This is a genomic window from Solirhodobacter olei (assembly GCF_004010155.1).
GTDB classification, from domain to species: Bacteria; Pseudomonadota; Alphaproteobacteria; order Rhodobacterales; family Rhodobacteraceae; genus Solirhodobacter; species Solirhodobacter olei.
Map to the genome: position 1 here is coordinate 1 of NZ_RRYH01000012.1, position 20,556 is coordinate 20,556.

Consider the following 20,556-nt stretch of genomic DNA (forward strand, 5'->3'; position numbering starts at 1 on the left):
GGTATCTACGGCCCCCAACCAAGACCCGCAAGAGGCAAAATCGGGCTGCGTGAAGTTTTTTTGTCAGCTGGAAAAAGTTGCGCAATATCTTGCGGTGCGCGCAATTTCAGCAACAAGAGAACGCCGGAAACTTGCCGATCCTGTCGCGCCCGGGGCAAGGGCCCCGGGCGCGGCCGCAATCAGGCCATGCGTGCGGCCGTCCGGCGTCTTGCCCAGACGACTCGCATCGCCAGAAGCACCGTCACGATCGCCAGATAGACCATCGGCTGCTGCGGCCAGGCCTTCACCACCAGCAGGAAATGCACCGCGCCGAGGAAGGCGACCGGATAGGTCAGCTTGTGCAGCCGCCCCCAGGCCGCCGCCCCCATCTTCCGGACGGACCGGTTGTTGGAGGTCACGGCGAGCGGAATCATCATCACGAAAGCCGCCATGCCCAGGGTGATGAAGGGCCGCTTCAGGATGTCGCCGCCGATCTGGCCCCAGAGGAACTGCATGTCGAGCACCAGCCAGACCAGCACGTGCAGCACGACATAGAAGAAGGCCACCAGCCCGATCGCCCGGCGGTACTTGATCAGGCTCACCCCGGTCAGGCGCCTCAGCGGCGTCACGCAGAGCCCGGCGATGATGAACTTCAGCGCCCAGAGCCCGGTCTCATGCTCCAGCTGGCGCACCGGGTCGACGCCAAGGCCACCCGTGAACAGCTCCCAGACCATATAGGCCAGCGGCAGGAGCCCCGCGAGGTAGAGCGGCCAGGCCGGCACCTTTCGCAGCCGCCTGTTCACCGCCTGGGCGTCGAGAGTAAGGCTCGCGGCCATCAGAAGTCCTTCCTGAGGTCCATGCCCTTGTACATGGCGGCGACCTCGTCCCCGTAGCCATTGAACATCAGCGTCTTGATGCGGGGCGAGAAGAGCCCCCCGCCGATCCGCCGCTCCGTCGCCTGGCTCCAGCGCGGATGGTCCACATGCGGGTTCACGTTGGAATAGAAGCCGTATTCGTTCGGCGCCGCCCGGTTCCAGGTGGTCGGCGGCTGATCGGCCACGGCAGTGATCTTGACAATCGACTTGATCGACTTGAAGCCGTACTTCCACGGCACCACCAGCCGGATCGGCGCGCCGTCCTGCTTCGGCATGGGCTCGCCGTAGATCCCGGTGGCGAGGATCGTCAGCGGGTTCATCGCCTCGTCCATCCTCAGCCCCTCGACATAGGGCCATTCCAGGATCGAGGTCTTCTGCCCCGGCATCTCTGAGGGGCGATAGACGGTCTGGAAGGCGATGTACTTGGCCGAGGGCTGCACGCCGGCGCGGTCGAGCACCTTGGAAAGCGGGAAGCCGTCCCAGGGGATGACCATCGACCAGGCCTCGACGCAGCGGAACCGGTAGATCCGGCTCTCAAGCGTGATTCCCTTCATCAGGTCGTCCAGCGAATAGGTGCCGGGCTTGTCGACCAGCCCGCCGATCTCCACCGACCAGGGCGAGGTGGTCAGCTTGTCGGCGTAGCGCGCAGGGTCGGTCTTTGCGAGGCCGAACTCGTAGAAGTTGTTGTAATGGGTGATGTCATGCAGCGAGTTCGACTTCTCCATCGTCGAATACTTGCTTTCGACGGTGGTCAGCTTTGCCGCCGCGGGCCCGGCCGCGGCCCCCGCCGCCGCAAGCGCCCCCGCCCCGGCCAGAAGCTGGCGGCGGTTCATCCATATCTCCCTCGGGGTGACATCGGCTTCGGTCAGCCGGCTGCGATACATCCTGGCCATCGGGCCCTCCTCGTTTGACACCTGTTGTAGAGAATACGTCCGAGCCGCGAAAATGTTTCAACTGTCCCGCGTTCGTGACCGGTATTTCATCGCCGAGTGCCCGAAGCCCGGCTTGACCCGGCGCGCGCGAGGGTCCTTTCTCGCGGGATCCCGCCAGAGGAGAAGGAGATTTCGATGCAACGCCGCACCTTCCTGGCCACCGGCCTCGCCCCCCTGCTCGCCGCCTGCGTGCCCGCGGGGATGCCCGGCGGCGTCGACAGCCTCCTCGCCCGGGCAGAGGCGGATCCGGAGCTTTCCACGTTCGTGGCTGCGCTGAAGGCCGCGGGGCTCGACAGCCAGCTGTCCGGCGGCGGCCCCTATACGGTCTTCGCGCCGACGGATGCCGCCTTCGCGCGGCTCGGCAAGTCCCGGCTGGATCAGCTGATGAGCGCGGGCGGGCAGGCGAAGCTGCGTGCGCTTCTGGCCCATCACATCGGGCGGGGCAGTTTCACGCCGAAGATGCTGACGGGCCAGGTCCTGCAGATCGCCACGCTCGGCGGCGGGAGCGTGGTGGCCGACGGCCGCAAGGGGCTCACGGTCGACCGCGTTCCGGTCACCGGCAAGGCCGTCGCTGCGGGCAACGGCATGCTCTACACGATCACCCGTGTCCTGAAGGCCTGACGGCCCGTCTTGCGCGGGATCACGGCGCCCTGCTCCCGCCCGGCTAGACTGCCGGGCCAGGAGGAGCGCCGATGGGGCTGAAGAACAAGCGTACCGAACTCATGGGTCTGGTCGGCGCCATCGGCACCGTCGTCGCCCTCGCGGGCTTCGTCGGAGGCTACCTGCCCCCGCGCGCCACGATCGTCTGGACCTTCGGCACCTGGATCATCGGCGCCATGCTGGTCCGCCTCTGGACCGACCCGCCGAGCGGCGGCGCGTGAGTCAGACCGCCACCGGGCCGAACGAGGGGGCGGCGGGCCGCCCCCTCTTGCTGTCTTCACATGACGGCGCTCAGTGAACCACCGCGTCCTGCGGCCGTTCCCGGCGCGAGCTGGAGACGCGGTCGCCGATGATCAGCCCCTCGGCCCCGGCGCTGACATGCACCGTGTCGTCGTCCATCACGTCGCCGGCCAGCAGCATCTCGGCCAGCGGGTTCTGCAGGTGGTTCTGGATCACCCGCTTCAGCGGCCGCGCCCCGAAGACCGGGTCATAGCCCTCGTCGGCCAGCCACTTGCGCGCCGCCTCGTCGAGGTCGAGGGCGATCTTCCGCCCCGCCAGCCGGGTTTCGAGCCGGCGCAGCTGGATCGTCACGATCCCGTCCATGTCCGCACGGGTCAGACGGTCGAAGATGATCGTCTCGTCCAGACGGTTCAGGAACTCCGGCCGGAAATGGGCCCGGACCGCCTCCATCACCTCGCGCCGCGCGGCCGATCCGTCCGAGCCCTCGGGAAGCTGGCTCAGCGCCTGGCTGCCGAGGTTCGAGGTCAGCACGATCAGCGTCTGCTTGAAGTCGACCGTCCGGCCCTGCCCGTCCGTCAAAACCCCGTCGTCGAGGACCTGGAGGAGCACGTTGAACACGTCCGGATGCGCCTTCTCGACCTCGTCGAACAGGAGGACCTGGTAGGGCCGCCTGCGCACCGCCTCGGTCAGCACCCCGCCTTCGTCATAGCCGACATAGCCGGGGGGCGCGCCGATCAGCCGGGCCACCGCGTGCTTCTCCATGAACTCCGACATGTCGATCCGCACCATGGCGCTGTCGTCGTCGAACAGGTACTCGGCCACCGCCTTGGTCAGCTCGGTCTTCCCGACCCCGGTTGGCCCAAGGAACAGGAACGAACCCAGCGGCCGGTTCTCGTCGTTCAGCCCCGCTCGCGCCCGGCGCACGGCATTGGCGACGGCCACGACCGCCTGCCTCTGCCCGATCACCCGGCGGCCCAGCTCCTCTTCCATCTTGAGAAGCTTCTCGCGCTCGCCCTCCAGCATCTTGGAGGTCGGGATGCCCGTCCAGCGCTCGACGACCTGGGCGATCTGCTCCGGCCGCACCGCTTCGGCGACGAGCTTCTCGTCCTCGCGCGCCTCGGCCTCGGCCAGCTTCTTCTCCAGCCCCGGGATGATCCCGTAGGAAAGCTCGCCCGCCCGCCCGAGGTTGCCCTCGCGCTTGACCTGCTCCAGCTCCGCCCGCGCCCGGTCGAGCTCTTCCTTCAGCCCCCGCGCTGCGTCGAGCTTGTCGCGCTCCGCCTGCCAGGCCGCCGTCATCCCCGCAGAGCGTTCCTGCAGGTCGGCCAGCTCCATCTCCAGCTTCTCCAGCCGGTCCTTGGAGGCCGCATCGTCCTCCTTGCGAAGCGCCTCGGCCTCGATCTGCTTCTGCAGGATGTCGCGGTCGAGCGCGTCCAGCTCCTCGGGCTTGCTGTCGACCTCCATGCGCAGGCGGGAGGCCGCCTCGTCCATCAGGTCGATCGCCTTGTCCGGCAGGAAGCGGTCGGTGATGTAGCGGTGCGACAGCGTCGCCGCCGCCACCAGCGCGGAGTCACTGATCCTGACCCCGTGGTGCAGCTCGTATTTCTCCTTGATGCCGCGCAGGATGGAGATCGTGTCCTCCACCGTCGGCTCCTCCACCATCACAGGCTGGAACCGGCGGGCAAGGGCGGCGTCCTTCTCCACATGCTTGCGGTATTCGTCGAGCGTGGTGGCGCCGACGCAATGCAGCTCGCCCCGCGCCAAGGCGGGCTTCAGCAGGTTCGAGGCGTCCATCGCCCCTTCCGACTTGCCCGCGCCGACGAGCGTGTGCATCTCGTCGATGAACAGCACGATCTCGCCCGCGGCCGAGGTGACCTCGCTCAGGATCGCCTTCAGCCGCTCCTCGAACTCGCCGCGGTACTTCGCGCCCGCGATGAGCGAACCCATGTCGAGCGCCAGCAGCTTCTTGTTCTTCAGGCTCTCCGGCACGTCGCCGTTGACGATCCGCAGCGCCAGCCCCTCCGCGATCGCGGTCTTGCCGACGCCCGGCTCGCCGATCAGAACCGGGTTGTTTTTGGTACGGCGGGACAGAACCTGCATCGTGCGCCGGATCTCGTCGTCGCGCCCGATGATCGGGTCGATCTTGCCCTGCTCGGCCGCCTCGGTCAGGTCGCGCGCGTATTTCTTCAGCGCGTCATAGCCTTCCTCGGCGCTCGCCGTGTCGGCCGTCCGCCCCTTGCGGATATCGTTGATCGCGGCGTTGAGGTTCTGCGCGCTCACCGCGCCCGCGTCGAGCGCGTCCTTGGCCGGCGACTTCACCATCGCCAGGGCCATCAGGATCCGTTCCACCGGAACGAAGCTGTCGCCCGCCTTCTTCGCGATCTTCTCCGCCTCGTCGAGCACGCGGCCGAGGCTCGGGTCCATGTAGACCTGGCCCGCATCGCCGGTGACCTTCGGCTGTTTCTCCAGCGCGTAATTGGCAGCCTCGGCCACCCGCAGCGGCTCGCCGCCCGCGCGCTTGATGAGGTTGGAGGCCAACCCCTGATCGTCATCCATGAGGGCCTTCAGCAGATGCTCGGGCCCCATCCGCTGGTGGCTCTCGCGCATCGCGATGGTCTGGGCGGCCTGCAGGAAGCCGCGCGACCTCTCCGTGAATTTCTCCAAATTCATCGGTCTCTCCTTGTCTGGCACCCGACCGTCGGACCGCCCGGCATCGGCACGGTTCCCTTGCGGGCCTCACGGGAACATTTGGGCAATGGAGCGCCCGGCGACAAGCCCCCGACGCATTTGCCGCAGAAGGTTTCGCGGGGGGCTGGCCCCGTCCCCGTAGGGTGCGCATTCATCGCGCACCATGGCCCGCCCTCGCCACCCCTCCCCCGGCTCGAAGCAGCGGGCAAAGCCCGCCGGGCCAGCGCCCCGCTCAGGGGGCTTACGCGGCCCCACCGGGGCCACGGTCCCCCTCCGCACCCCCAAGGGCGGGCGCTTCCCACCCTCCCGGCCCGAAACAGCGTCGCACAGCGACGCCGGGCCAACGCCCGTCCGCCCCCAAGGGCGGGCGCTGGCCCTCGTCGGCACCCACCGCGAAACCCGTTGCGCGAACCGCCCCACCACAGTCCCGGAATACGGTAGTTTACGGTGCGAAAGCGGTGCCCCATGGGTCCCCCCTTCACACCGCCCCAAAATCCTCCGCGACCCGGGCCAGCCCCGCCGCCCCGATCCGCGCATGGGCCGGATGATCGGCAAGCCCCGTCTCCAGGTGAACCGCCGCCATCAGCACCGCCCAGCCCATCGCCCGCGCCCGCTCCGCCGCGCTCGCGCCGTATTCCGCCAGCGCCGCCGCCCGCGCCTCGGCCGTCTCGAACAGAAGCCAGATCCCGGCCAGATCCACCGCCACATCGGCCGCCGTCAGGTCCCCCCAGTCGACGACCGCCGCGATCCTCCCGCCCGAGACGATCACGTTGCGCGCATGCAAATCACCGTGAATCCAGCGCTTTTCGCCCGAAACTTCCGCCCCGAGCGCGGCAGCCCAGGCGGCTTCCACCCCCTCCGGCAGAAGCCCCCGCCCTGCGAGCCGCCCGAGCCGAGCCTCGACCATCCCCCGCCGCTCTGCCAACCCCACGCACCGCGCCGGGTTCAGCGGCGCATCCGAAGGCGCCGGTTGGTGCAAAGCCTTGAGAAATCGTGAAAATCCAACCGCCTCGTCCGGCCCGGGCAAGGCCACGTCGGCGGTCTCCCCGCCAATCCACGGCACCACGCTCCAGCTCCAGGGATAGCCCGCCCCCGGCCGCCCGACCCGCAGCGGCGCCGGCACCCGGACCGGCAGCCGCCCGGCCAGAACCGGCAGCCAGGCCTGCTCATGCCGGATCAGCTCCGCCGCCACCGCGCGGCGCGGCAGCCGCACCGCCAGATCCTCGCCCAGCCGGAACATCGCATTGTCCCAGCCCGCGCCCACCGGGCTGAGCGGCAGCCCGGCCAAGTCCGGATGCTGCGCCGCCAGAAGCCGCGAGACCAGCCCGGGCCCGACATCGACTTCCGCCTCTGGCGTGCGCAGATGCCCCGGACCCAGGGTCATTGCCTTGAAATCCCTACCAGAAATCCCGGTGCCCGTCGACGATCTCGCGCTCCAGCGCCGCGAAGGGGCCGCGCACCTCGACCTTGCGCCGCCCGGCGGCAAAGACCGTCCGGCATTCCAGATCCAGCGTCAGGTTTTCGGGGTTGTCGCCCGTCAGCTCCGCCAACCGCCGCTCCGCAAGGCCATAGACCACGGCCCCGATCCCGGCCCAGTAGACCGCCCCCGCGCACATGCAGCAGGGCTCGACCGAGGTCACCAGCGTGCATTTCTCCAGGAACTCCGGCGCATAGGCCCGGGCCGCCGCGCGGGCCACGTTGGTCTCGGCATGGCCGAGCCCGCGATCCGCCTCGAAGGTATTGCCCGATTCGATCAGCACCGCGCCATCCGGCCCGACGAGGATCGCGCCGAACGGGTGGTTGCCCACCGCCCGGCTCTCCGCCGCGATCGCCACCGTCCGGCGCAGGTAATCGTAATCCGTCCACATCGCCCGGCCCTCTTCCTGCCTCCCCGTCGCCCGGCATGCTGGGCCGGGCGTTCGCGGGCATCCTCGGCCCGGGCGCCGCCCGCTGTCAACGCCCCGCCGGCCGCTTGTCCGGACCCGCGCGCTCCTGTAGAAGCGCCGAAACCCCGAAAGGACCGCCATGAGCCCCGCACCCGCCCCGGCCGCACGGACCGCGCCGCTCGCCGACGACCGCCTGATCGTCGCCCTCGACGTCCCCAATGTCCTCGACGGGCTGGCGCTGGTAGAGCGGCTGGGCGACGCGGTCAGCTTCTACAAGGTCGGCCTCGGGATGCTGACCGGCGGCGGGCTGGCGCTCGCCAACGCGCTGAAGCAGGAGCAGGGCAAGCGGGTGTTCCTCGACCTCAAGCTCTTCGACATCGGCGCGACGATCGAGGCGGCGGTGCGCGGCATCGCGCAATACGACCTCGATTTCCTCACAGTGCAGGGCGACCCGCAGGTGGTGCGCGCGGCCTGCGAAGGCGCGGCCGGCACCGGGCTGAAGATCCTCGCGGTGACGGTTCTCACCTCGCTCGACCGCGCCGATCTCGACGCCAACCTCATCCGGCCCGGCTCGGTCTCCGAGATCGCGGTGGAACGCGCTGCCCGCGCCTTCGAGGCCGGCGCCCACGGCATCATCACCTCGCCCAACGAGGCCGCGGCGATCCGCGCGCTGCCGGAGGCCGAGGGCCGGCTGATCGTGACCCCCGGCATCCGCCCCTCGGGTGCGGCGACCGGCGACCAGAAGCGTATCGCCACGCCCGCGCAGGCGGTGGCCGACGGGGCCGACCATATCGTCGTCGGCCGCCCGATCCGCCTCGCCGCCGATCCCCGCGCCGCAGCACTTGCCGTGGTCGATGAACTGCGCTCGCCCCAGGCCACCCACCCCAACCGGTAAGGGGCAGAGGTCAGCGCCCGCCCTGGGGGCGGTCGGGCGTTGCCCGGTGGTGCTGCGCACCACGTATCGGGCCGGGCTTCGTCCTACCCTGAAACCACCACCTCGGTCTTCCACCCCCGGCAGGCCGTCGCCACTCGCGCAGGCGGCGGTGCGTCGGTGAAAAACGCATCCACTTCCGAAAGCGATGCGATCCGCACCGGCGCGCTCCGCGCGAACTTCGACCGGTCCGCGACCAGGAACCGCTTCCGCGCGCGGCTCAGGATCGCCTGCGCCACCTTCACCTCCCGTACGTCGTAGTCCAGCAGGTCCCCGTCCTCGTCGAGCGCTGACGCCCCGATCACGGCGAAATCCACCTTGAACTGGCGCACGACCTCCATCGTCATGTCGCCCACCAGCCCGGCATCCGCCCGCCTGAGCACGCCGCCCGCCACGATCACCTCGCAGCCCGCGTTCTGCGCCAGGATATTCGCGGCGTTGAGGTTGTTCGTCACCACCATCAGGCTGCGATGGCCCAGCAGCGCGCGCGCCACCGCCTCCGTCGTCGTGCCGATGTTTAGGAAAAGCGAGGCCCCCTCCGGGATCGCCTCGGCACAGGCCCGTCCGATCCGCTCCTTTTCCTCCACCTGCAGCCCGCGACGCTCCTCGTAGCCGATATTGGCCACGCCCGAGGCCAGCACCGCCCCGCCATAGACCCGCGTCAGCTGCCCGGCGTCGCACAACTCCGTCAGGTCTCGCCGCACCGTCTGCAGCGTCACCCCGAAATGGGAGGAGAGTTCCTCGACCACCACCTTGCCCTGCTCCCGGGCAATCTTCAGGATCTCGCCCTGTCGAAAATTCTGCGCCATGTCGCCTCCTGCCCCCCTTCCTGTAGCAAAGCACGGGCCGCGCGGGAATTCCCCGCGTGATTGCCCCGCCATCAGGGTGGCCCCCGCGCGCCCCTCCACGCGGCGCTGATCCTTGAAGAACCGGCAAAACCTGCTAAAAGCGAAAGCAACCATTTGCAAAACGAACACATACGCCGCGCGAGGGAGCTTATGGAACCGGTCGATCTTTTCGTCATCGGCGGCGGCGTGAACGGCTGCGGCATAGCCCGCGACGCCGCCGGCCGCGGCCTCTCCGTCACGCTCGCCGAGATGGGGGACCTCGCGTCGGCCACCTCCTCGGCCTCCACCAAGCTCTTCCACGGCGGCCTGCGCTACCTGGAATATTACGAGTTCCGCCTGGTGCGAGAGGCTCTGATCGAGCGCGAAACCCTGCTGCGCGCCATGCCCCACATCTCCTGGCCGATGCGCTTCGTGCTGCCCCTGCACAAGGGGATGCGGCCGGGCTGGCTGATCCGGCTGGGGCTGTTCCTCTACGACCATCTCGGCGGGCGGAAGATCCTGCCCGGCACCCGCTCGCTCGACCTGCGCCGCGATCCGGCGGGCCGTGCGCTGAAGCCCGATTACCGCCGCGCCTTCGAGTATTCCGATTGCTGGGTAGAGGATTCGCGCCTCGTCGTGCTGAACGCCCGCGATGCCGAGGCGCGCGGCGCGAAGATCCTTACCCGCGCCCGCGTCACCGGAGCGAAGCGCGAGGCCGACCTCTGGCATGTCACGGTCGAACGCGGCGGCGCAACCGAAACCCATGTGGCCCGCGCGCTGGTCAATGCCGGCGGCCCCTGGGTCAGCCGCATCATCACCGACACTCTGGCCCAGCCCTCGACCGAGGGCATCCGCCTCGTCCGCGGCAGCCATATCGTGACGAAGCGCCTCTTCGACCATGACCGCTGCTATTTCTTCCAGGGCGCGGACGGGCGGATCATCTTCGCCATCCCCTACGAGACCGACTTCACCCTGATCGGCACCACCGACCAGGACCACCAGGGCGACCCGAGCGCTGCGCGCTGCACGGAAGAGGAGCAGGATTACCTCTGCGCCTTCGCCTCGGACTATTTCGCGAAGCCCGTGACCCGCGACGACATCGTCTGGACCTATTCCGGCGTCCGCCCACTCTATGACGACGGCGCCAAGACGGCCACGGCGGCGACACGGGATTACGTCCTCTCGCTCGACACCGCGGGCGCGCCGCTGCTGTCGGTCTTCGGTGGCAAGATCACCACGCACCGGCGGCTCTCCGAACACGCGATGGAGAAGCTCGCAGCCTTCTTCCCCAAGGCCTCCGGCCCCTGGACCGCCGGCGTCGCGCTGCCCGGCGGCGATTTCTCGGTGACGGGTTTCGAGGATCTCGTCCGCGGCCTGCTGGCCGACTACCCCTTCCTCGCCCCCCTCCATGCCCGCCGCCTCGCCCGTGCCTACGGAACCGAGGCGCGCACCGTCCTCGGCGCGGCGAAATCCTCGGCCGACCTCGGCCGCGACTTCGGCGCCACGCTGACGGAGGCGGAGCTGCGCTGGCTCATCGGCCGCGAATACGCCCGCACGGCAGAGGACGTGATCTGGCGCCGCTCCAAGCTCGGTCTTAGGCTGAGCGCCGAGGAGCAGGCCGCGCTCTCGGCCTGGATGGAGGACGAATGCCGATGAGACATATCCTGGCGATCGACCAGGGCACGACCTCCAGCCGCGCGCTGGTGTTCGACGAGGCCCTGACGCTTAAGGGCCTCGCCCAGCAGGAATTCCCCCAGCATTTCCCGCGCTCCGGCTGGGTGGAGCATGACCCGGCCGATATCTGGTCCTCGACCGAGGCCACCATTCGCGCCGCCCTCAAAAAGACCGGCACCACGCCCGCCGAGATCGCCGCCATCGGCATCACCAACCAGCGCGAAACCACGCTGCTCTGGGACCGCAAGACGAGCGAGCCGCTGCACAACGCCATCGTCTGGCAGGACCGCCGCACCGCCGAAACCTGCGCCAAGCTGCGCGAGGCCGGCCACGAGGCGCTGATCCGCGAGACGACGGGCCTGCTGCTCGACCCCTACTTCTCCGCCACCAAGCTCGCCTGGCTGCTGGACGAGATCCCTGGCGCCCGCGAGCGCGCGAAGCGGGGCGAACTCGCCTTCGGCACCGTCGACACGTTCCTGATCTGGAAGCTGACCGAGGGGCGGGTGCATGCGACCGACGCCACCAACGCCGCCCGCACCATGCTCTACGACATCGGCAAGGGCCGCTGGTCGGCAGAGATCCTCGCGCTTTTCGACATCCCGGAGGCGCTCCTGCCCGAGGTGCGCGACTGCGCCGATAATTTCGGAACCACCCGGCTCTTCGGCGGCGAGATCCCGATCCTCGGCGTCGCCGGCGACCAGCAGGCCGCGACCGTGGGCCAGGCCTGCTTCGCACCGGGCATGGTGAAATCGACCTATGGCACCGGCTGCTTCGCGCTGGCCAATACCGGCAGCCGCATGGTTCTGTCGGAAAACCGCCTCCTGACCACCATCGCCTACCAGATCGACGGCAAACCGACCTACGCGCTCGAAGGCTCGATCTTCGTCGCGGGCGCCGTGGTGCAATGGCTGCGTGACGGGCTGAAGCTGATCGCCGAGGCGGCCGAGACCGGCCCGCTCGCCGAAGCCGCCGACCCGCATCAGGAGGTCATCCTCGTTCCCGCCTTCACCGGCCTCGGCGCGCCCTATTGGGACGCGGAGGCGCGCGGCGCCATCTACGGGCTGACGCGGGCCACCGGCCCGGCAGAGCTGGCCCGCGCCGCGCTCGAAAGCGTCGGCTTCCAGACCCGCGACCTGATGGAAGCGATCGGCGCCGACATGGCCCGCGCCGGCGGCGGCTCGGGAACCGAAACGCTGCGCGTCGATGGCGGAATGACCGCCTCGGACTGGGCGATGCAGTTCCTCGCCGACATCCTCGGCGCCCCCGTCGACCGCCCCGCGATCCGCGAGACGACGGCGCTTGGCGCGGCCTGGCTCGCCGGGATGAAGGCCGGGATCTGCCCGGACGCGGCGGGCTTCGCCGAAAGCTGGGCCCTCGAACGCCGCTTCGAGCCCGCGATGGATGCGACCCTGCGCGAGGCTCGCTATGCCGCCTGGAAAGATGCCGTGCGCCGCACGCTGACGCGCTGAGCCAGACCGCCTCCGGCGGGACTATTTGGGCAACGAAAAGCGGGAAGAGGTCGCCTCAGTCCACCGGCTCGATCAGCTCCGGCCCCTCGTTGCGCACGGCGCCGACGGCGCGGCCCACGCGGTGCCAGGCGAGGCTCTCCACCCCGATCCGCGGCACCTCTTCGATGCCGGCGCAGCCCAGCCAGTCGCGCTGGCCCGCCTCGCCCAGCATGACCGGCACGCGGTCATGCATGAAGGCAAGCTCGGGCGGGGCGGCCTCTGTCAGGATCGTGCAGGTCAGCCCCTCGTAATCGGGCAGGCGGACCGAGGTCATCAGCCCGGCGAAGACCAGCGCCGGGGCGTTGCCCGAGGGATGGATGTACCAGGGCTGCTTGCCCCCTTCGCCCGCCTGCCATTCATAATAGCCTGAGGCCAGCACCAGGCAGCGGCCCTTGCCATAGGCGGTGCGGAAGGCGGGCTTGGAGGCGACATCCTCGGCGCGGGCATTGAAGGTCGCGGCGCGCCAGGCCTTCACCGGTTCGCGGTACCAGCCCGGCACCAGCCCCCAGCGCGCAAGTCCCGCGGTCAGGCTGCCCCCCTCGCCGCCGCGCCACGCCACGGGCACCATCAGCGTCGGCGCCACGTTGAAGCGTTGCGGGATCTCCTCCAGCCCCGGCGGCAGACCCAGCGCCAGCCAGTCGCGCAGTTGCGCCCAGGTAAGCTTGCCGTGGTTCATCCGCCCGCACATCAGGGCCTCCGCGCGTCAGCGCCCGCCGGGAAGCGGGCCGCGCACAGCATAGCCCGCGGCGCAAGCCGCGGAAACCTATGGCGATCTCGGGGGAAGTGGTGCGGATGAAAGGACTCGAACCTTCACGGGAGTTACCCCACAGCGACCTCAACGCTGCGCGTCTACCAATTCCGCCACATCCGCATGTCTTGGCTTGGTGCCGGGTCTCATAACGAAGCCCGCGGGGGATGTGAAGTGGATTCTTCGCCTTTTCTCACGCGGCCCGAAACCGGCCATTTCGGGCAGGAAAGGTGCCCCCTTCCGCCCCCGATCGAAAGGCGCGCTTTGCCCCTGTCCGCCCGCCCCAAGGGACCGCCGGCGGCGGGCGGCGGAGAATCACCCCCGCCGCCTGCGGCGCATCGTGCCAGCGCTCAGTTCTTGGCCGCGGGTGCCGCGAAGCTCGGCAGCGAGGCCGGCTGCGGCGCCGTGGTCTCGGGCTGGCCCGCCGCCGCGAAGGCCGCCTTGCGCAGCAGCACCGTGCGATCCGGCTGGCCCGGCGCGAAGACGGCCGGCGTGCCATGGGCCAGCGCATCAAGCGCCAGCCGGTACCAGGCCAGCGCCACGTCCGGCCGCGCCGGGACGCCGAAGCCCTGCCCGATGTGGTCGGCGACCAGTTCGGCATAGGGCGCGTCGCCCAGCGCCGTCAGCAGAAGCGCCGAGGACAGCGCCACGTCCATGTTGTCGGTCCGGTAGCCGACCGAGAGGCAGATCTTCGCCGTGGTATCGAGCTGCCCGCGCGGCATGCCGGTCTTGCCGATGAAGCCCGCCACGTCCTGCAGCACCGCATCACGCGGCTTCTCCTCCAGCGCAGAGACATAGTCGCGCATCGGCGGGACAAAGCCGCCGCACTGCTGGGTGATCTGGGCCGGGGTGAAGCCCTGCACCTTGCTCATCATGTCCTCGCCCTGGCTCATCGCGTAGGTCCGGGCGAGACAGAACTGCTCGGCCAGCGCGGCATTGGGATCGGTCATCTTCGCCGCGGTGATGAAGCCGCCGTTGGTCGTCGTCATCAGCGAGACCTTGGAACATTGCGAGGCAAGCGAGGCCTGCTGGACCTGCGCCGCGCCGCCGAAATTCGGAAGCGCCGTGCCAGGCGCGGGCGCGGGGGCCGAAGCCGAGGCCGGCGCGGCGGGCGCAGCCGGGGCGGCAGGCTGGGCGGCCTCCGCCGGGGCCTGCGGGATCCCGGCCATCTCGTTGCGGTACTTGAGCAGGAGGCCGCGCATCCCCATCGGGTTCGACGCCGCCTCCGCCATCGTCGCCTGCCCGCCGGCAATCGCCCGGTTGTACGAGGTCAGCAGCAGATTGTGCTGGAAGTCGTTCAGGTCGCCCGTCCCGGGATAACCGAGGAACAGCTGGTAATTGGTGATCGCCTGGCGCGAGTTGTAGCCAAGCACGCCATCCGGCGTCCCCGCAGGGAAGCCGAAGTAGTTCAGCGCGGTCTGCACCTGCCGGTTGTCGGCCACCTGGGCCGAGCCCTGCCCGTAGTCATAGGTCCGCACCACCGTGCTCTGGCGGTTCTTGTTGGCCTGGTTGACGATCGCCCCGCCGATGATTCCGCCGACGACCCCGCCGACGATGCCGGACCCCAGGTCGTCGGCCAGCGCCGGCCGGGATTGCGGAACGGCCAGCGCGGCGAGAAGAAGGAGTGTGGTAAATGTCTTGGAGAGCATTTCGAATCTCCCAAATGTTGTGAAAGACAACGCCCGAAGACTACCATATTCCCTCAGAACTGGCGAAAAGAAGCACCGGCGGATCCCGCCGGCGGAGACTGGCCGAATGATCGAATGGCGGAACTGGGAGGGCCTCGTGCCCTACGAGACGGCGCTCGCCGCGATGGAGGCGCGCGTGGCCGCCATCGCCCGGGGCGAGGCGGGCGAGGCCGTCTGGCTGCTCGAACACCCGCCGATCTACACCGCCGGCACCTCCGCCAAGCCCGCGGACCTGACCGACCCGGCGCGCTTTCCCGTCTACACCGCCGGGCGCGGCGGCCAGTACACCTATCACGGCCCCGGACAGCGCGTGGTCTACGCCATGCTCGACCTCAACACCCGCGGCCGCGACGTGCGCCGCTTCGTCGCCGCGCTGGAGGCCTGGGTGATCGCGACGCTGGCAGAGTTCGGCGTGACCGGAGAGACCCGCGAGGGCCGCGTCGGCGTCTGGGTCACCCGCCCGGACAAGCCGCCGATGCCCGACGGCACGATGCGGGAGGACAAGATCGCCGCCATCGGCGTGAAGCTGCGCCGCTGGGTGTCGTTCCACGGCCTCTCGATCAACGTCGAGCCGGATCTGGAGCATTTCTCCGGCATCGTCCCCTGCGGCATCCGGGAGCATGGGGTGACCTCGCTCGTCGATCTCGGCCTGCCGGTCACGATGGCGGACGTCGACCTCGCGCTCCGCCGCAGCTTCGACCGGGTCTTTTCGGAAACCGACGAAAAACCTGCGGCAACATCAGCCCTTTGATCGCGGTCCCGGATTTGCCAGAGTCGGGCCGGCCGCCCACAGCGGCCGCGCCTGCAAGGAAAGGGAAGCCCGCATGAAGACCGACCGGATCGCCGCCGCCCTCGCGCCCGCCACCGCCGTCACCCTGGCGCTTCTTCTCGCCCAGCCCGCCCTCGCCGCCGGCAATGTCGAGAAGGGCCAGCGCATCTTCCTGAAATGCAAGGCCTGCCACGCCGTGGTGAAACCCGACGGCACCAAGATCGTGCCCGGCGGCATCCTGGGCCCCGACCTCTACGGCGTGATCGGGCGCAAGGCCGGCACCGGCACCGCCTCCAACACCGGCAAGCCCTACAATTACGACGCCGGCCTCAAGGCGCTGGAGAAGACCGGCCTGGTCTGGACCCAGGCGCTTCTGGCCGAATACGTCAAGAATCCAACCGCCTTCGTGCGCAAGAAGACAGGCGACAGCTCGGCCCGCGTGAAGATGACCTTCATGCTGTCGCATGGCGGCGCGGACGTGGCCGCCTACCTCGCCTCGCTCGCCCCTGCGGCGAATTGACGCCAGATCGCGCGCGGGAATCGCACCTCCCCCGCACGTTTTTTTGATACAGATCAAACTGGGTGATTGCTGCAACGCATTCGACCCCATAAAAAGTTGATAGGAGCGGGTGCCGGACGATCTCGGCCCCGGCAGGGACATCAAGCGGGAGGGGCGCATGGCCGACGCAGCGGTTCAGGGCCACGGCGATCATGGACATCCCGGGTTCTTCACCCGGTGGTTCATGTCGACCAACCACAAGGATATCGGTCTTCTCTACATCTTCACCGGCGGTTTCGTCGGGCTGATCTCGGTCATCTTCACCGTCTACATGCGGATGGAGCTGATGTATCCCGGCGTGCAGTACATGTGCGCCGAGGGCATGCGGCTCTGGCCGGCGGCCACGCCCTGCACCCCGGACGGGCACCTGTGGAACGTGATCGTCACCGCCCACGGCATCCTGATGATGTTCTTCGTGGTCATCCCGGTCCTGTTCGGCGGCTTCGGCAACTACTTCATGCCGCTCCATATCGGCGCGCCCGACATGGCCTTCCCGCGGATGAACAACCTCAGCTACTGGCTCTACGTCGCCGGCACCTCGCTCGCGATCTGCTCGGTCTTCGCGCCCGGCGGCAACAACGAGGCGGGATCCGGCATCGGCTGGGTGCTCTACGCGCCGCTCTCGGTGCACGAGGCCGGCTGGTCCACCGACCTCGCGCTCTTCGCGGTGCACCTTTCGGGGGCCTCCTCGATCCTCGGCGCGATCAACATGATCACCACCTTCCTGAACATGCGCGCGCCCGGCATGACGCTGCACAAGGTGCCGCTTTTCCCCTGGGCGATCTTCGTGACCGCCTGGCTGATCCTGCTGTCGCTGCCGGTTCTGGCCGGCGCGATCACCATGCTGATCACCGACCGAAACTTCGGCACCACCTTCTTCGACGCCCAGGGCGGCGGAGACCCGGTCCTCTACCAGCACATATTGTGGTTCTTCGGGCACCCGGAGGTCTACATCATCATCGTGCCGGGCTTCGGGATCATCAGCCACGTGATCTCGGCCTTCTCGAAGAAGCCGATCTTCGGCTACCTGCCGATGGTCTACGCGATGGTCGCCATCGCCGTGCTCGGCTTCGTCGTCTGGGCCCACCACATGTACACCGTCGGCCTGTCGCTGACCCAGCAGAGCTACTTCATGCTGGCGACGATGGTCATCGCGGTGCCGACCGGGGTGAAGGTCTTCTCCTGGATCGCCACGATGTGGGGCGGCTCGATCGACTTCAAGACGCCGATGCTGTTTGCCACCGGCTTCCTGTTCCTGTTCACCGTCGGCGGCGTGACCGGCGTGATCCTGAGCCAGGCGGCCGTCGACCGCGCCTACCAGGACACCTATTACGTCGTCGCCCACTTCCACTACGTGATGTCGCTCGGCGCGGTCTACGCGATCTTCGCCGGGGTCTATTTCTGGATCGGCAAGATGTCGGGCCGGCAGTACCCGGAATGGGCGGGCAAGGTGCATTTCACGCTGATGTTCATCGGCTCGAACGTCACCTTCTTCCCGATGCACTTCCTGGGCCGCCAGGGCATGCCGCGCCGCTACATCGACTATCCGGAGGCCTTCGCGCACTGGAACTTCGTCGCCTCCATCGGCGCCTTTATCGCCTTCGCCTCGTTCGTGTGGTTCCTCGGCGTGGTGTTCTACACCATCTTCTACGGCCGCAAGGTGACCGAGCCGAACTACTGGAACGAGGAGTTCTGCGACACGCTGGAATGGACCCTCTCGAACCCGCCGCCGGCGCATACGTTCGAGACGCTGCCCAAGCGCGGCGACTGGGACCAGGCGCTGAAGCACGGGCTCGACCACTGAGGCCATGCCCTACACTTGGGTGAAACGGCTGAACGAGGCCCCGGGTAACTCCGGGGCCTCTTCGCAAGGGGCGCCCTGGACCAGCGCCACCGCCGCCTCCGGCGCGGCCCCCGCGGCAGAGCTGCACCTCTGGCCCAACCGCTCGCTGCCGCGCCGCGGCTTCGGCCTGGTGATCGTGGGCACGGGCCTGCTACTGCTGGTGCCGCTGCTTGGCCTGCTCGGCCGGCCCGAGCTCTGGGGCATCCTGCCCTTCGCGCTGCTGACCCTGATCGGCCTCTGGTACGCCTTCCGCGCCAGCTACCGCGCCGGCCAGCTGATCGAGCAGCTCCGCCTCTGGCCCGACCGGATCGAGATCCAGCGCTACGAGCCCTCGGGCCAGCGCCGCGACTGGCACACCCATCCCCATTGGGTGAAGCTCTCGCTCCACCCCGACGGCGGCCCGGTCGAGCAGTACCTGACCCTCTCCGGAAGCGGCCGCGAGGTCGAGCTCGGCGCCTTCCTCAGCCCAGAGGAACGCGTCGCGCTGAAGGACGAGCTGGAGCGATTGCTGCGCCGGATCTAGCCCAGGAAGAGGGCAGCGCCCGACCGCGGGTGGGCGCAAACCACGCTTCCGGTCTGTCCGTTTATGGTGAAGCTCCCCGAACGCCCTCCTCCTCCACGAGGATGAAGAAAGCGTCCGCCCTGGGGGCGGTCGGGCGCTGCCCGGCGGTGCTTCGCACCGCGTATCGGGCGGGGGCAGCGCCCCGCGGCAGCTTCGGCCTCAGCCCAGCCGCGCCTTGACCATCGGGCCGACGGCGCCGAAATCCATCTGCCCGGTGTGGCGCGCCTTCAGCTCCGCCATCACCTTGCCCATGTCGCGCAGGCTTTCCGCGCCGGTCGCGGCGATCGCCGCCGCCACCGCGGCCTCGACCTCCTCCGGTGTCAGCTGGCGCGGCAGGAATTCCTCGATCACGCCGATCTCGACGCGTTCCTTCTCGGCCAGCTCGGCCCGCCCGCCCTCGTCATAGGCGCGCATGCTCTCCTGCCGCTGCTTGACCATCCGGCTCAGCACCGCAACCACGTCGGCCTCCACCATCTCCGGCTTGCCCTCGCCCCGCAGCGCGATGTCGCGATCCTTCAGCGCGGCGTTGATCATCCGCAGCGTGGAGACCCGCCCCATCTGCCGCGCCTTCATCGCCTCCTTCAGCGAAGCGTCGATCCGGCCCCTGAGGCTCATCGCATCCCCCTGCGTTTCATCGCCTGCGACCATAGCGCGCCCGCGGCGCCGGTTCAACTCCGCCCGAAATACGCAACCCATTGGAATCGCTATAAAACCACTGCGCCGGAGCGCCCTTGACCCGGATCGCGCCGCCCCGTAGGTTGCCCGGCGATCCGCCGCCAGCCGCCGCCCGAGGAGTCGCCGATGTCCCGCCAATCGAAGCCAACCGCCTGCCTCGCCCTTGCCGATGGCACGATCTTCCTAGGCCACGGCTTCGGCGCCACCGGCGAAACGGTGGCCGAGCTCTGCTTCAACACCGCCATGACCGGCTACCAGGAGATCATGACCGACCCCTCCTACGCCGGCCAGGTCGTGACCTTCACCTTCCCCCATGTCGGCAATGTCGGCGTAACCCCCGAGGATGACGAGACCGCCGAACCCGTCGCCGCCGGGATGGTGGTGAAATGGGATCCGACCGAGCCCTCGAACTGGCGCGCCGCCTCCGATCTCGTCAGCTGGCTTTCCGCCAAGGGCCGGATCGGCATCGGCGGCATCGACACCCGGCGCCTGACCCGCGCGATCCGCCAGCAGGGCGCGCCGCATGTCGCCCTCGCCCATGATCCGGAGGGGAACTTCGACATCGCCGCGCTCGTGGCCAAGGCCCGCGCCTGGTCCGGCATCGTCGGCCTCGACCTCGCGAAGGACGTCACCTGCGCCCAGTCCTACCGCTGGGACGAGATGCGCTGGGCCTGGCCTGAGGGCTACACCCGGCGCGAGGGCGCTGGCTTCAAGGTCGTCGCCATCGACTACGGCGCCAAGCGCAACATCCTGCGCTGCCTCGCCTCGGCCGGCTGCGAGGTCACCGTCCTGCCCGCCACCGCCACGGCGGAGGAGGTGCTGGCCCATAACCCCGACGGCGTGTTCCTGTCGAACGGCCCGGGCGACCCGGCCGCGACCGGCGAATATGCCGTGCCGATGATCAAGGGCGTGCTGGAACGCGACCTGCCGGTCTTCGGCATCTGCCTCGGCCACCAGATGCTGGCGCTGGCCCTCGGCGCACGGACGGTGAAGATGAACCACGGCCATCACGGCGCCAACCACCCCGTGAAGGACCTAGAGACCGGCAAGGTCGAGATCACCTCGATGAACCACGGCTTCACCGTGGACAGCCAGACCCTGCCCGAGGGCGTGGTCGAAACGCATGTCAGCCTCTTCGACGGTTCGAACTGCGGCATCCGGCTGGCCGACCGGCCGGTGTTCTCGGTCCAGTACCACCCGGAGGCCAGCCCCGGGCCGCAGGACAGCTACTACCTGTTCGAGCGGTTCACCGAGGCCATGCGCGCCCGCGCCGCCGCCTGAGGCGAAGCCAGCGGAAGGCCGGCGCCCGTCCGCGGGTGGGCGCTGTCGGTGCTGCGGATCTGTCGTTCATGGTCTGATGACCCCTTCGCCCCCGCCGCAAAGGGAAGATTACCAATAGCACCTGCCCTCAGGGGCGGACGGGCGCAGGCCCGGCGGTGCTCACGCACCGCTGCTTCGGGGCCGGGGGCCATTCCCGACGGGTCGACTTAATCGCACATTAACCAGCGGACGCCA

At 69.0% G+C, this 20,556-nt stretch carries 19 protein-coding genes and 1 tRNA gene; 10 read left to right on the top strand and 10 right to left on the bottom strand.

Going from position 1 to position 20,556, the window contains the following annotated elements; all coding sequences use genetic code 11:
* Window positions 1-179 precede the first annotated feature (179 nt).
* Both msrQ and msrP read right to left on the bottom strand, forming a co-directional pair.
* A complete protein-coding gene (gene msrQ / locus EIP85_RS09680) occupies window positions 180-815 on the bottom strand; it encodes a protein-methionine-sulfoxide reductase heme-binding subunit MsrQ (RefSeq protein WP_127901986.1) in 636 nt (211 codons plus the stop codon).
* Entirely contained in the window at window positions 815-1,747 is a 933-nt protein-coding gene (gene msrP, locus EIP85_RS09685; RefSeq protein ID WP_127901987.1) for a protein-methionine-sulfoxide reductase catalytic subunit MsrP, read from the bottom strand. Before msrP ends, msrQ begins: the two co-directional genes overlap by 1 nt.
* A gap of 174 nt (window positions 1,748-1,921) precedes the next feature.
* Between msrP and EIP85_RS09690 the strand changes: the two genes are divergently transcribed.
* Window positions 1,922-2,407 (top strand): fasciclin domain-containing protein, encoded by a 486-nt coding sequence (locus tag EIP85_RS09690; RefSeq protein ID WP_127901988.1) that lies wholly within the window; start codon window positions 1,922-1,924, stop codon window positions 2,405-2,407.
* Between the two features lie 71 nt (window positions 2,408-2,478).
* Window positions 2,479-2,667 (top strand): hypothetical protein, encoded by a 189-nt coding sequence (locus EIP85_RS09695; RefSeq protein WP_127901989.1) that lies wholly within the window; start codon window positions 2,479-2,481, stop codon window positions 2,665-2,667.
* A gap of 70 nt (window positions 2,668-2,737) precedes the next feature.
* On the opposite strand, the gene clpB is transcribed toward EIP85_RS09695, so the two are convergent.
* The 3 genes from clpB to EIP85_RS09710 all read right to left on the bottom strand — a co-directional run bounded on the left by clpB (window position 2,738) and on the right by EIP85_RS09710 (window position 7,239).
* A complete protein-coding gene (gene clpB / locus EIP85_RS09700) occupies window positions 2,738-5,353 on the bottom strand; it encodes an ATP-dependent chaperone ClpB (RefSeq protein WP_127901990.1) in 2,616 nt (871 codons plus the stop codon).
* A 496-nt stretch (window positions 5,354-5,849) separates the two neighbouring features.
* Window positions 5,850-6,755 carry an aminoglycoside phosphotransferase family protein gene (locus EIP85_RS09705; RefSeq protein WP_127901991.1) on the bottom strand — a complete coding sequence of 302 codons (906 nt, stop codon included), beginning with the start codon at window positions 6,753-6,755 and terminating at the stop codon, window positions 5,850-5,852.
* A gap of 13 nt (window positions 6,756-6,768) precedes the next feature.
* Window positions 6,769-7,239 (bottom strand): nucleoside deaminase, encoded by a 471-nt coding sequence (locus EIP85_RS09710; protein WP_127901992.1) that lies wholly within the window; start codon window positions 7,237-7,239, stop codon window positions 6,769-6,771.
* A 157-nt stretch (window positions 7,240-7,396) separates the two neighbouring features.
* On the opposite strand from EIP85_RS09710, the gene pyrF reads away from it, so the two are divergent.
* Window positions 7,397-8,152 (top strand): orotidine-5'-phosphate decarboxylase, encoded by a 756-nt coding sequence (pyrF, locus tag EIP85_RS09715; protein WP_127901993.1) that lies wholly within the window; start codon window positions 7,397-7,399, stop codon window positions 8,150-8,152.
* A gap of 83 nt (window positions 8,153-8,235) precedes the next feature.
* Here the strand turns inward: pyrF and EIP85_RS09720 are convergent, their stop codons facing one another.
* Window positions 8,236-8,997 (bottom strand): DeoR/GlpR family DNA-binding transcription regulator, encoded by a 762-nt coding sequence (locus EIP85_RS09720; protein ID WP_127901994.1) that lies wholly within the window; start codon window positions 8,995-8,997, stop codon window positions 8,236-8,238.
* 189 nt (window positions 8,998-9,186) lie between these two features.
* Between EIP85_RS09720 and glpD the strand changes: the two genes are divergently transcribed.
* Both glpD and glpK read left to right on the top strand, forming a co-directional pair.
* Window positions 9,187-10,671 (top strand): glycerol-3-phosphate dehydrogenase, encoded by a 1,485-nt coding sequence (gene glpD, locus EIP85_RS09725; RefSeq protein ID WP_127901995.1) that lies wholly within the window; start codon window positions 9,187-9,189, stop codon window positions 10,669-10,671.
* On the top strand, window positions 10,668-12,158 hold the full coding sequence (glpK, locus tag EIP85_RS09730; protein ID WP_127901996.1) for a glycerol kinase GlpK: 1,491 nt from the start codon (window positions 10,668-10,670) through the stop codon (window positions 12,156-12,158). Before glpD ends, glpK begins: the two co-directional genes overlap by 4 nt.
* A gap of 55 nt (window positions 12,159-12,213) precedes the next feature.
* On the opposite strand, the gene EIP85_RS09735 is transcribed toward glpK, so the two are convergent.
* From EIP85_RS09735 to EIP85_RS09745, 3 genes are all read right to left on the bottom strand, one after another.
* On the bottom strand, window positions 12,214-12,885 hold the full coding sequence (locus EIP85_RS09735; protein ID WP_127901997.1) for an SOS response-associated peptidase: 672 nt from the start codon (window positions 12,883-12,885) through the stop codon (window positions 12,214-12,216).
* 96 nt (window positions 12,886-12,981) lie between these two features.
* Window positions 12,982-13,068: transfer RNA gene (locus EIP85_RS09740), tRNA-Leu, on the bottom strand.
* A 227-nt stretch (window positions 13,069-13,295) separates the two neighbouring features.
* Window positions 13,296-14,594: a peptidoglycan-binding domain-containing protein gene (locus EIP85_RS09745; RefSeq protein WP_127901998.1), complete on the bottom strand. Its 1,299-nt coding sequence runs from the start codon at window positions 14,592-14,594 to the stop codon at window positions 13,296-13,298.
* On the opposite strand from EIP85_RS09745, the gene lipB reads away from it, so the two are divergent.
* The 4 genes from lipB to EIP85_RS09765 all read left to right on the top strand — a co-directional run bounded on the left by lipB (window position 14,500) and on the right by EIP85_RS09765 (window position 18,327).
* A complete protein-coding gene (lipB, locus tag EIP85_RS09750) occupies window positions 14,500-15,384 on the top strand; it encodes a lipoyl(octanoyl) transferase LipB (RefSeq protein ID WP_277749293.1) in 885 nt (294 codons plus the stop codon). The two genes, EIP85_RS09745 and lipB, sit on opposite strands and share 95 nt — an antisense overlap.
* A 73-nt stretch (window positions 15,385-15,457) precedes the next feature.
* Entirely contained in the window at window positions 15,458-15,922 is a 465-nt protein-coding gene (locus tag EIP85_RS23395) for a c-type cytochrome (protein WP_127902000.1), read from the top strand.
* A gap of 157 nt (window positions 15,923-16,079) precedes the next feature.
* Window positions 16,080-17,765: a cytochrome c oxidase subunit I gene (locus tag EIP85_RS09760; RefSeq protein WP_127902001.1), complete on the top strand. Its 1,686-nt coding sequence runs from the start codon at window positions 16,080-16,082 to the stop codon at window positions 17,763-17,765.
* 4 nt (window positions 17,766-17,769) lie between these two features.
* On the top strand, window positions 17,770-18,327 hold the full coding sequence (locus EIP85_RS09765) for a DUF2244 domain-containing protein (protein WP_127902002.1): 558 nt from the start codon (window positions 17,770-17,772) through the stop codon (window positions 18,325-18,327).
* Window positions 18,328-18,525: 198 nt separating this feature from the next.
* Here the strand turns inward: EIP85_RS09765 and EIP85_RS09770 are convergent, their stop codons facing one another.
* The gene (locus tag EIP85_RS09770) at window positions 18,526-18,981 is read right to left on the bottom strand and encodes a GatB/YqeY domain-containing protein (RefSeq protein ID WP_127902003.1); all 456 of its coding nucleotides are present in this window, start codon (window positions 18,979-18,981) and stop codon (window positions 18,526-18,528) included.
* Window positions 18,982-19,167: 186 nt separating this feature from the next.
* Between EIP85_RS09770 and carA the strand changes: the two genes are divergently transcribed.
* Window positions 19,168-20,322 (top strand): glutamine-hydrolyzing carbamoyl-phosphate synthase small subunit, encoded by a 1,155-nt coding sequence (gene carA, locus EIP85_RS09775; RefSeq protein ID WP_127902004.1) that lies wholly within the window; start codon window positions 19,168-19,170, stop codon window positions 20,320-20,322.
* Window positions 20,323-20,556: the final 234 nt, after the last annotated feature.

Bases quoted from the DNA above. Each gene is read 5' to 3' on its own strand.
- msrQ (WP_127901986.1), bottom strand. From the start codon at position 815: ATGGCCGCGAGCCTTACTCTCGACGCCCAGGCGGTGAACAGGCGGCTG.
- msrP (WP_127901987.1), bottom strand. From the start codon at position 1,747: ATGGCCAGGATGTATCGCAGCCGGCTGACCGAAGCCGATGTCACCCCG.
- EIP85_RS09690 (WP_127901988.1), top strand. From the start codon at position 1,922: ATGCAACGCCGCACCTTCCTGGCCACCGGCCTCGCCCCCCTGCTCGCC.
- EIP85_RS09695 (WP_127901989.1), top strand. From the start codon at position 2,479: ATGGGGCTGAAGAACAAGCGTACCGAACTCATGGGTCTGGTCGGCGCC.
- clpB (WP_127901990.1), bottom strand. From the start codon at position 5,353: ATGAATTTGGAGAAATTCACGGAGAGGTCGCGCGGCTTCCTGCAGGCC.
- EIP85_RS09705 (WP_127901991.1), bottom strand. From the start codon at position 6,755: ATGACCCTGGGTCCGGGGCATCTGCGCACGCCAGAGGCGGAAGTCGAT.
- EIP85_RS09710 (WP_127901992.1), bottom strand. From the start codon at position 7,239: ATGTGGACGGATTACGATTACCTGCGCCGGACGGTGGCGATCGCGGCG.
- pyrF (WP_127901993.1), top strand. From the start codon at position 7,397: ATGAGCCCCGCACCCGCCCCGGCCGCACGGACCGCGCCGCTCGCCGAC.
- EIP85_RS09720 (WP_127901994.1), bottom strand. From the start codon at position 8,997: ATGGCGCAGAATTTTCGACAGGGCGAGATCCTGAAGATTGCCCGGGAG.
- glpD (WP_127901995.1), top strand. From the start codon at position 9,187: ATGGAACCGGTCGATCTTTTCGTCATCGGCGGCGGCGTGAACGGCTGC.
- glpK (WP_127901996.1), top strand. From the start codon at position 10,668: ATGAGACATATCCTGGCGATCGACCAGGGCACGACCTCCAGCCGCGCG.
- EIP85_RS09735 (WP_127901997.1), bottom strand. From the start codon at position 12,885: ATGTGCGGGCGGATGAACCACGGCAAGCTTACCTGGGCGCAACTGCGC.
- lipB (WP_277749293.1), top strand. From the start codon at position 14,500: ATGCCGGACCCCAGGTCGTCGGCCAGCGCCGGCCGGGATTGCGGAACG.
- EIP85_RS09745 (WP_127901998.1), bottom strand. From the start codon at position 14,594: ATGCTCTCCAAGACATTTACCACACTCCTTCTTCTCGCCGCGCTGGCC.
- EIP85_RS23395 (WP_127902000.1), top strand. From the start codon at position 15,458: ATGAAGACCGACCGGATCGCCGCCGCCCTCGCGCCCGCCACCGCCGTC.
- EIP85_RS09760 (WP_127902001.1), top strand. From the start codon at position 16,080: ATGGCCGACGCAGCGGTTCAGGGCCACGGCGATCATGGACATCCCGGG.
- EIP85_RS09765 (WP_127902002.1), top strand. From the start codon at position 17,770: ATGCCCTACACTTGGGTGAAACGGCTGAACGAGGCCCCGGGTAACTCC.
- EIP85_RS09770 (WP_127902003.1), bottom strand. From the start codon at position 18,981: ATGAGCCTCAGGGGCCGGATCGACGCTTCGCTGAAGGAGGCGATGAAG.
- carA (WP_127902004.1), top strand. From the start codon at position 19,168: ATGTCCCGCCAATCGAAGCCAACCGCCTGCCTCGCCCTTGCCGATGGC.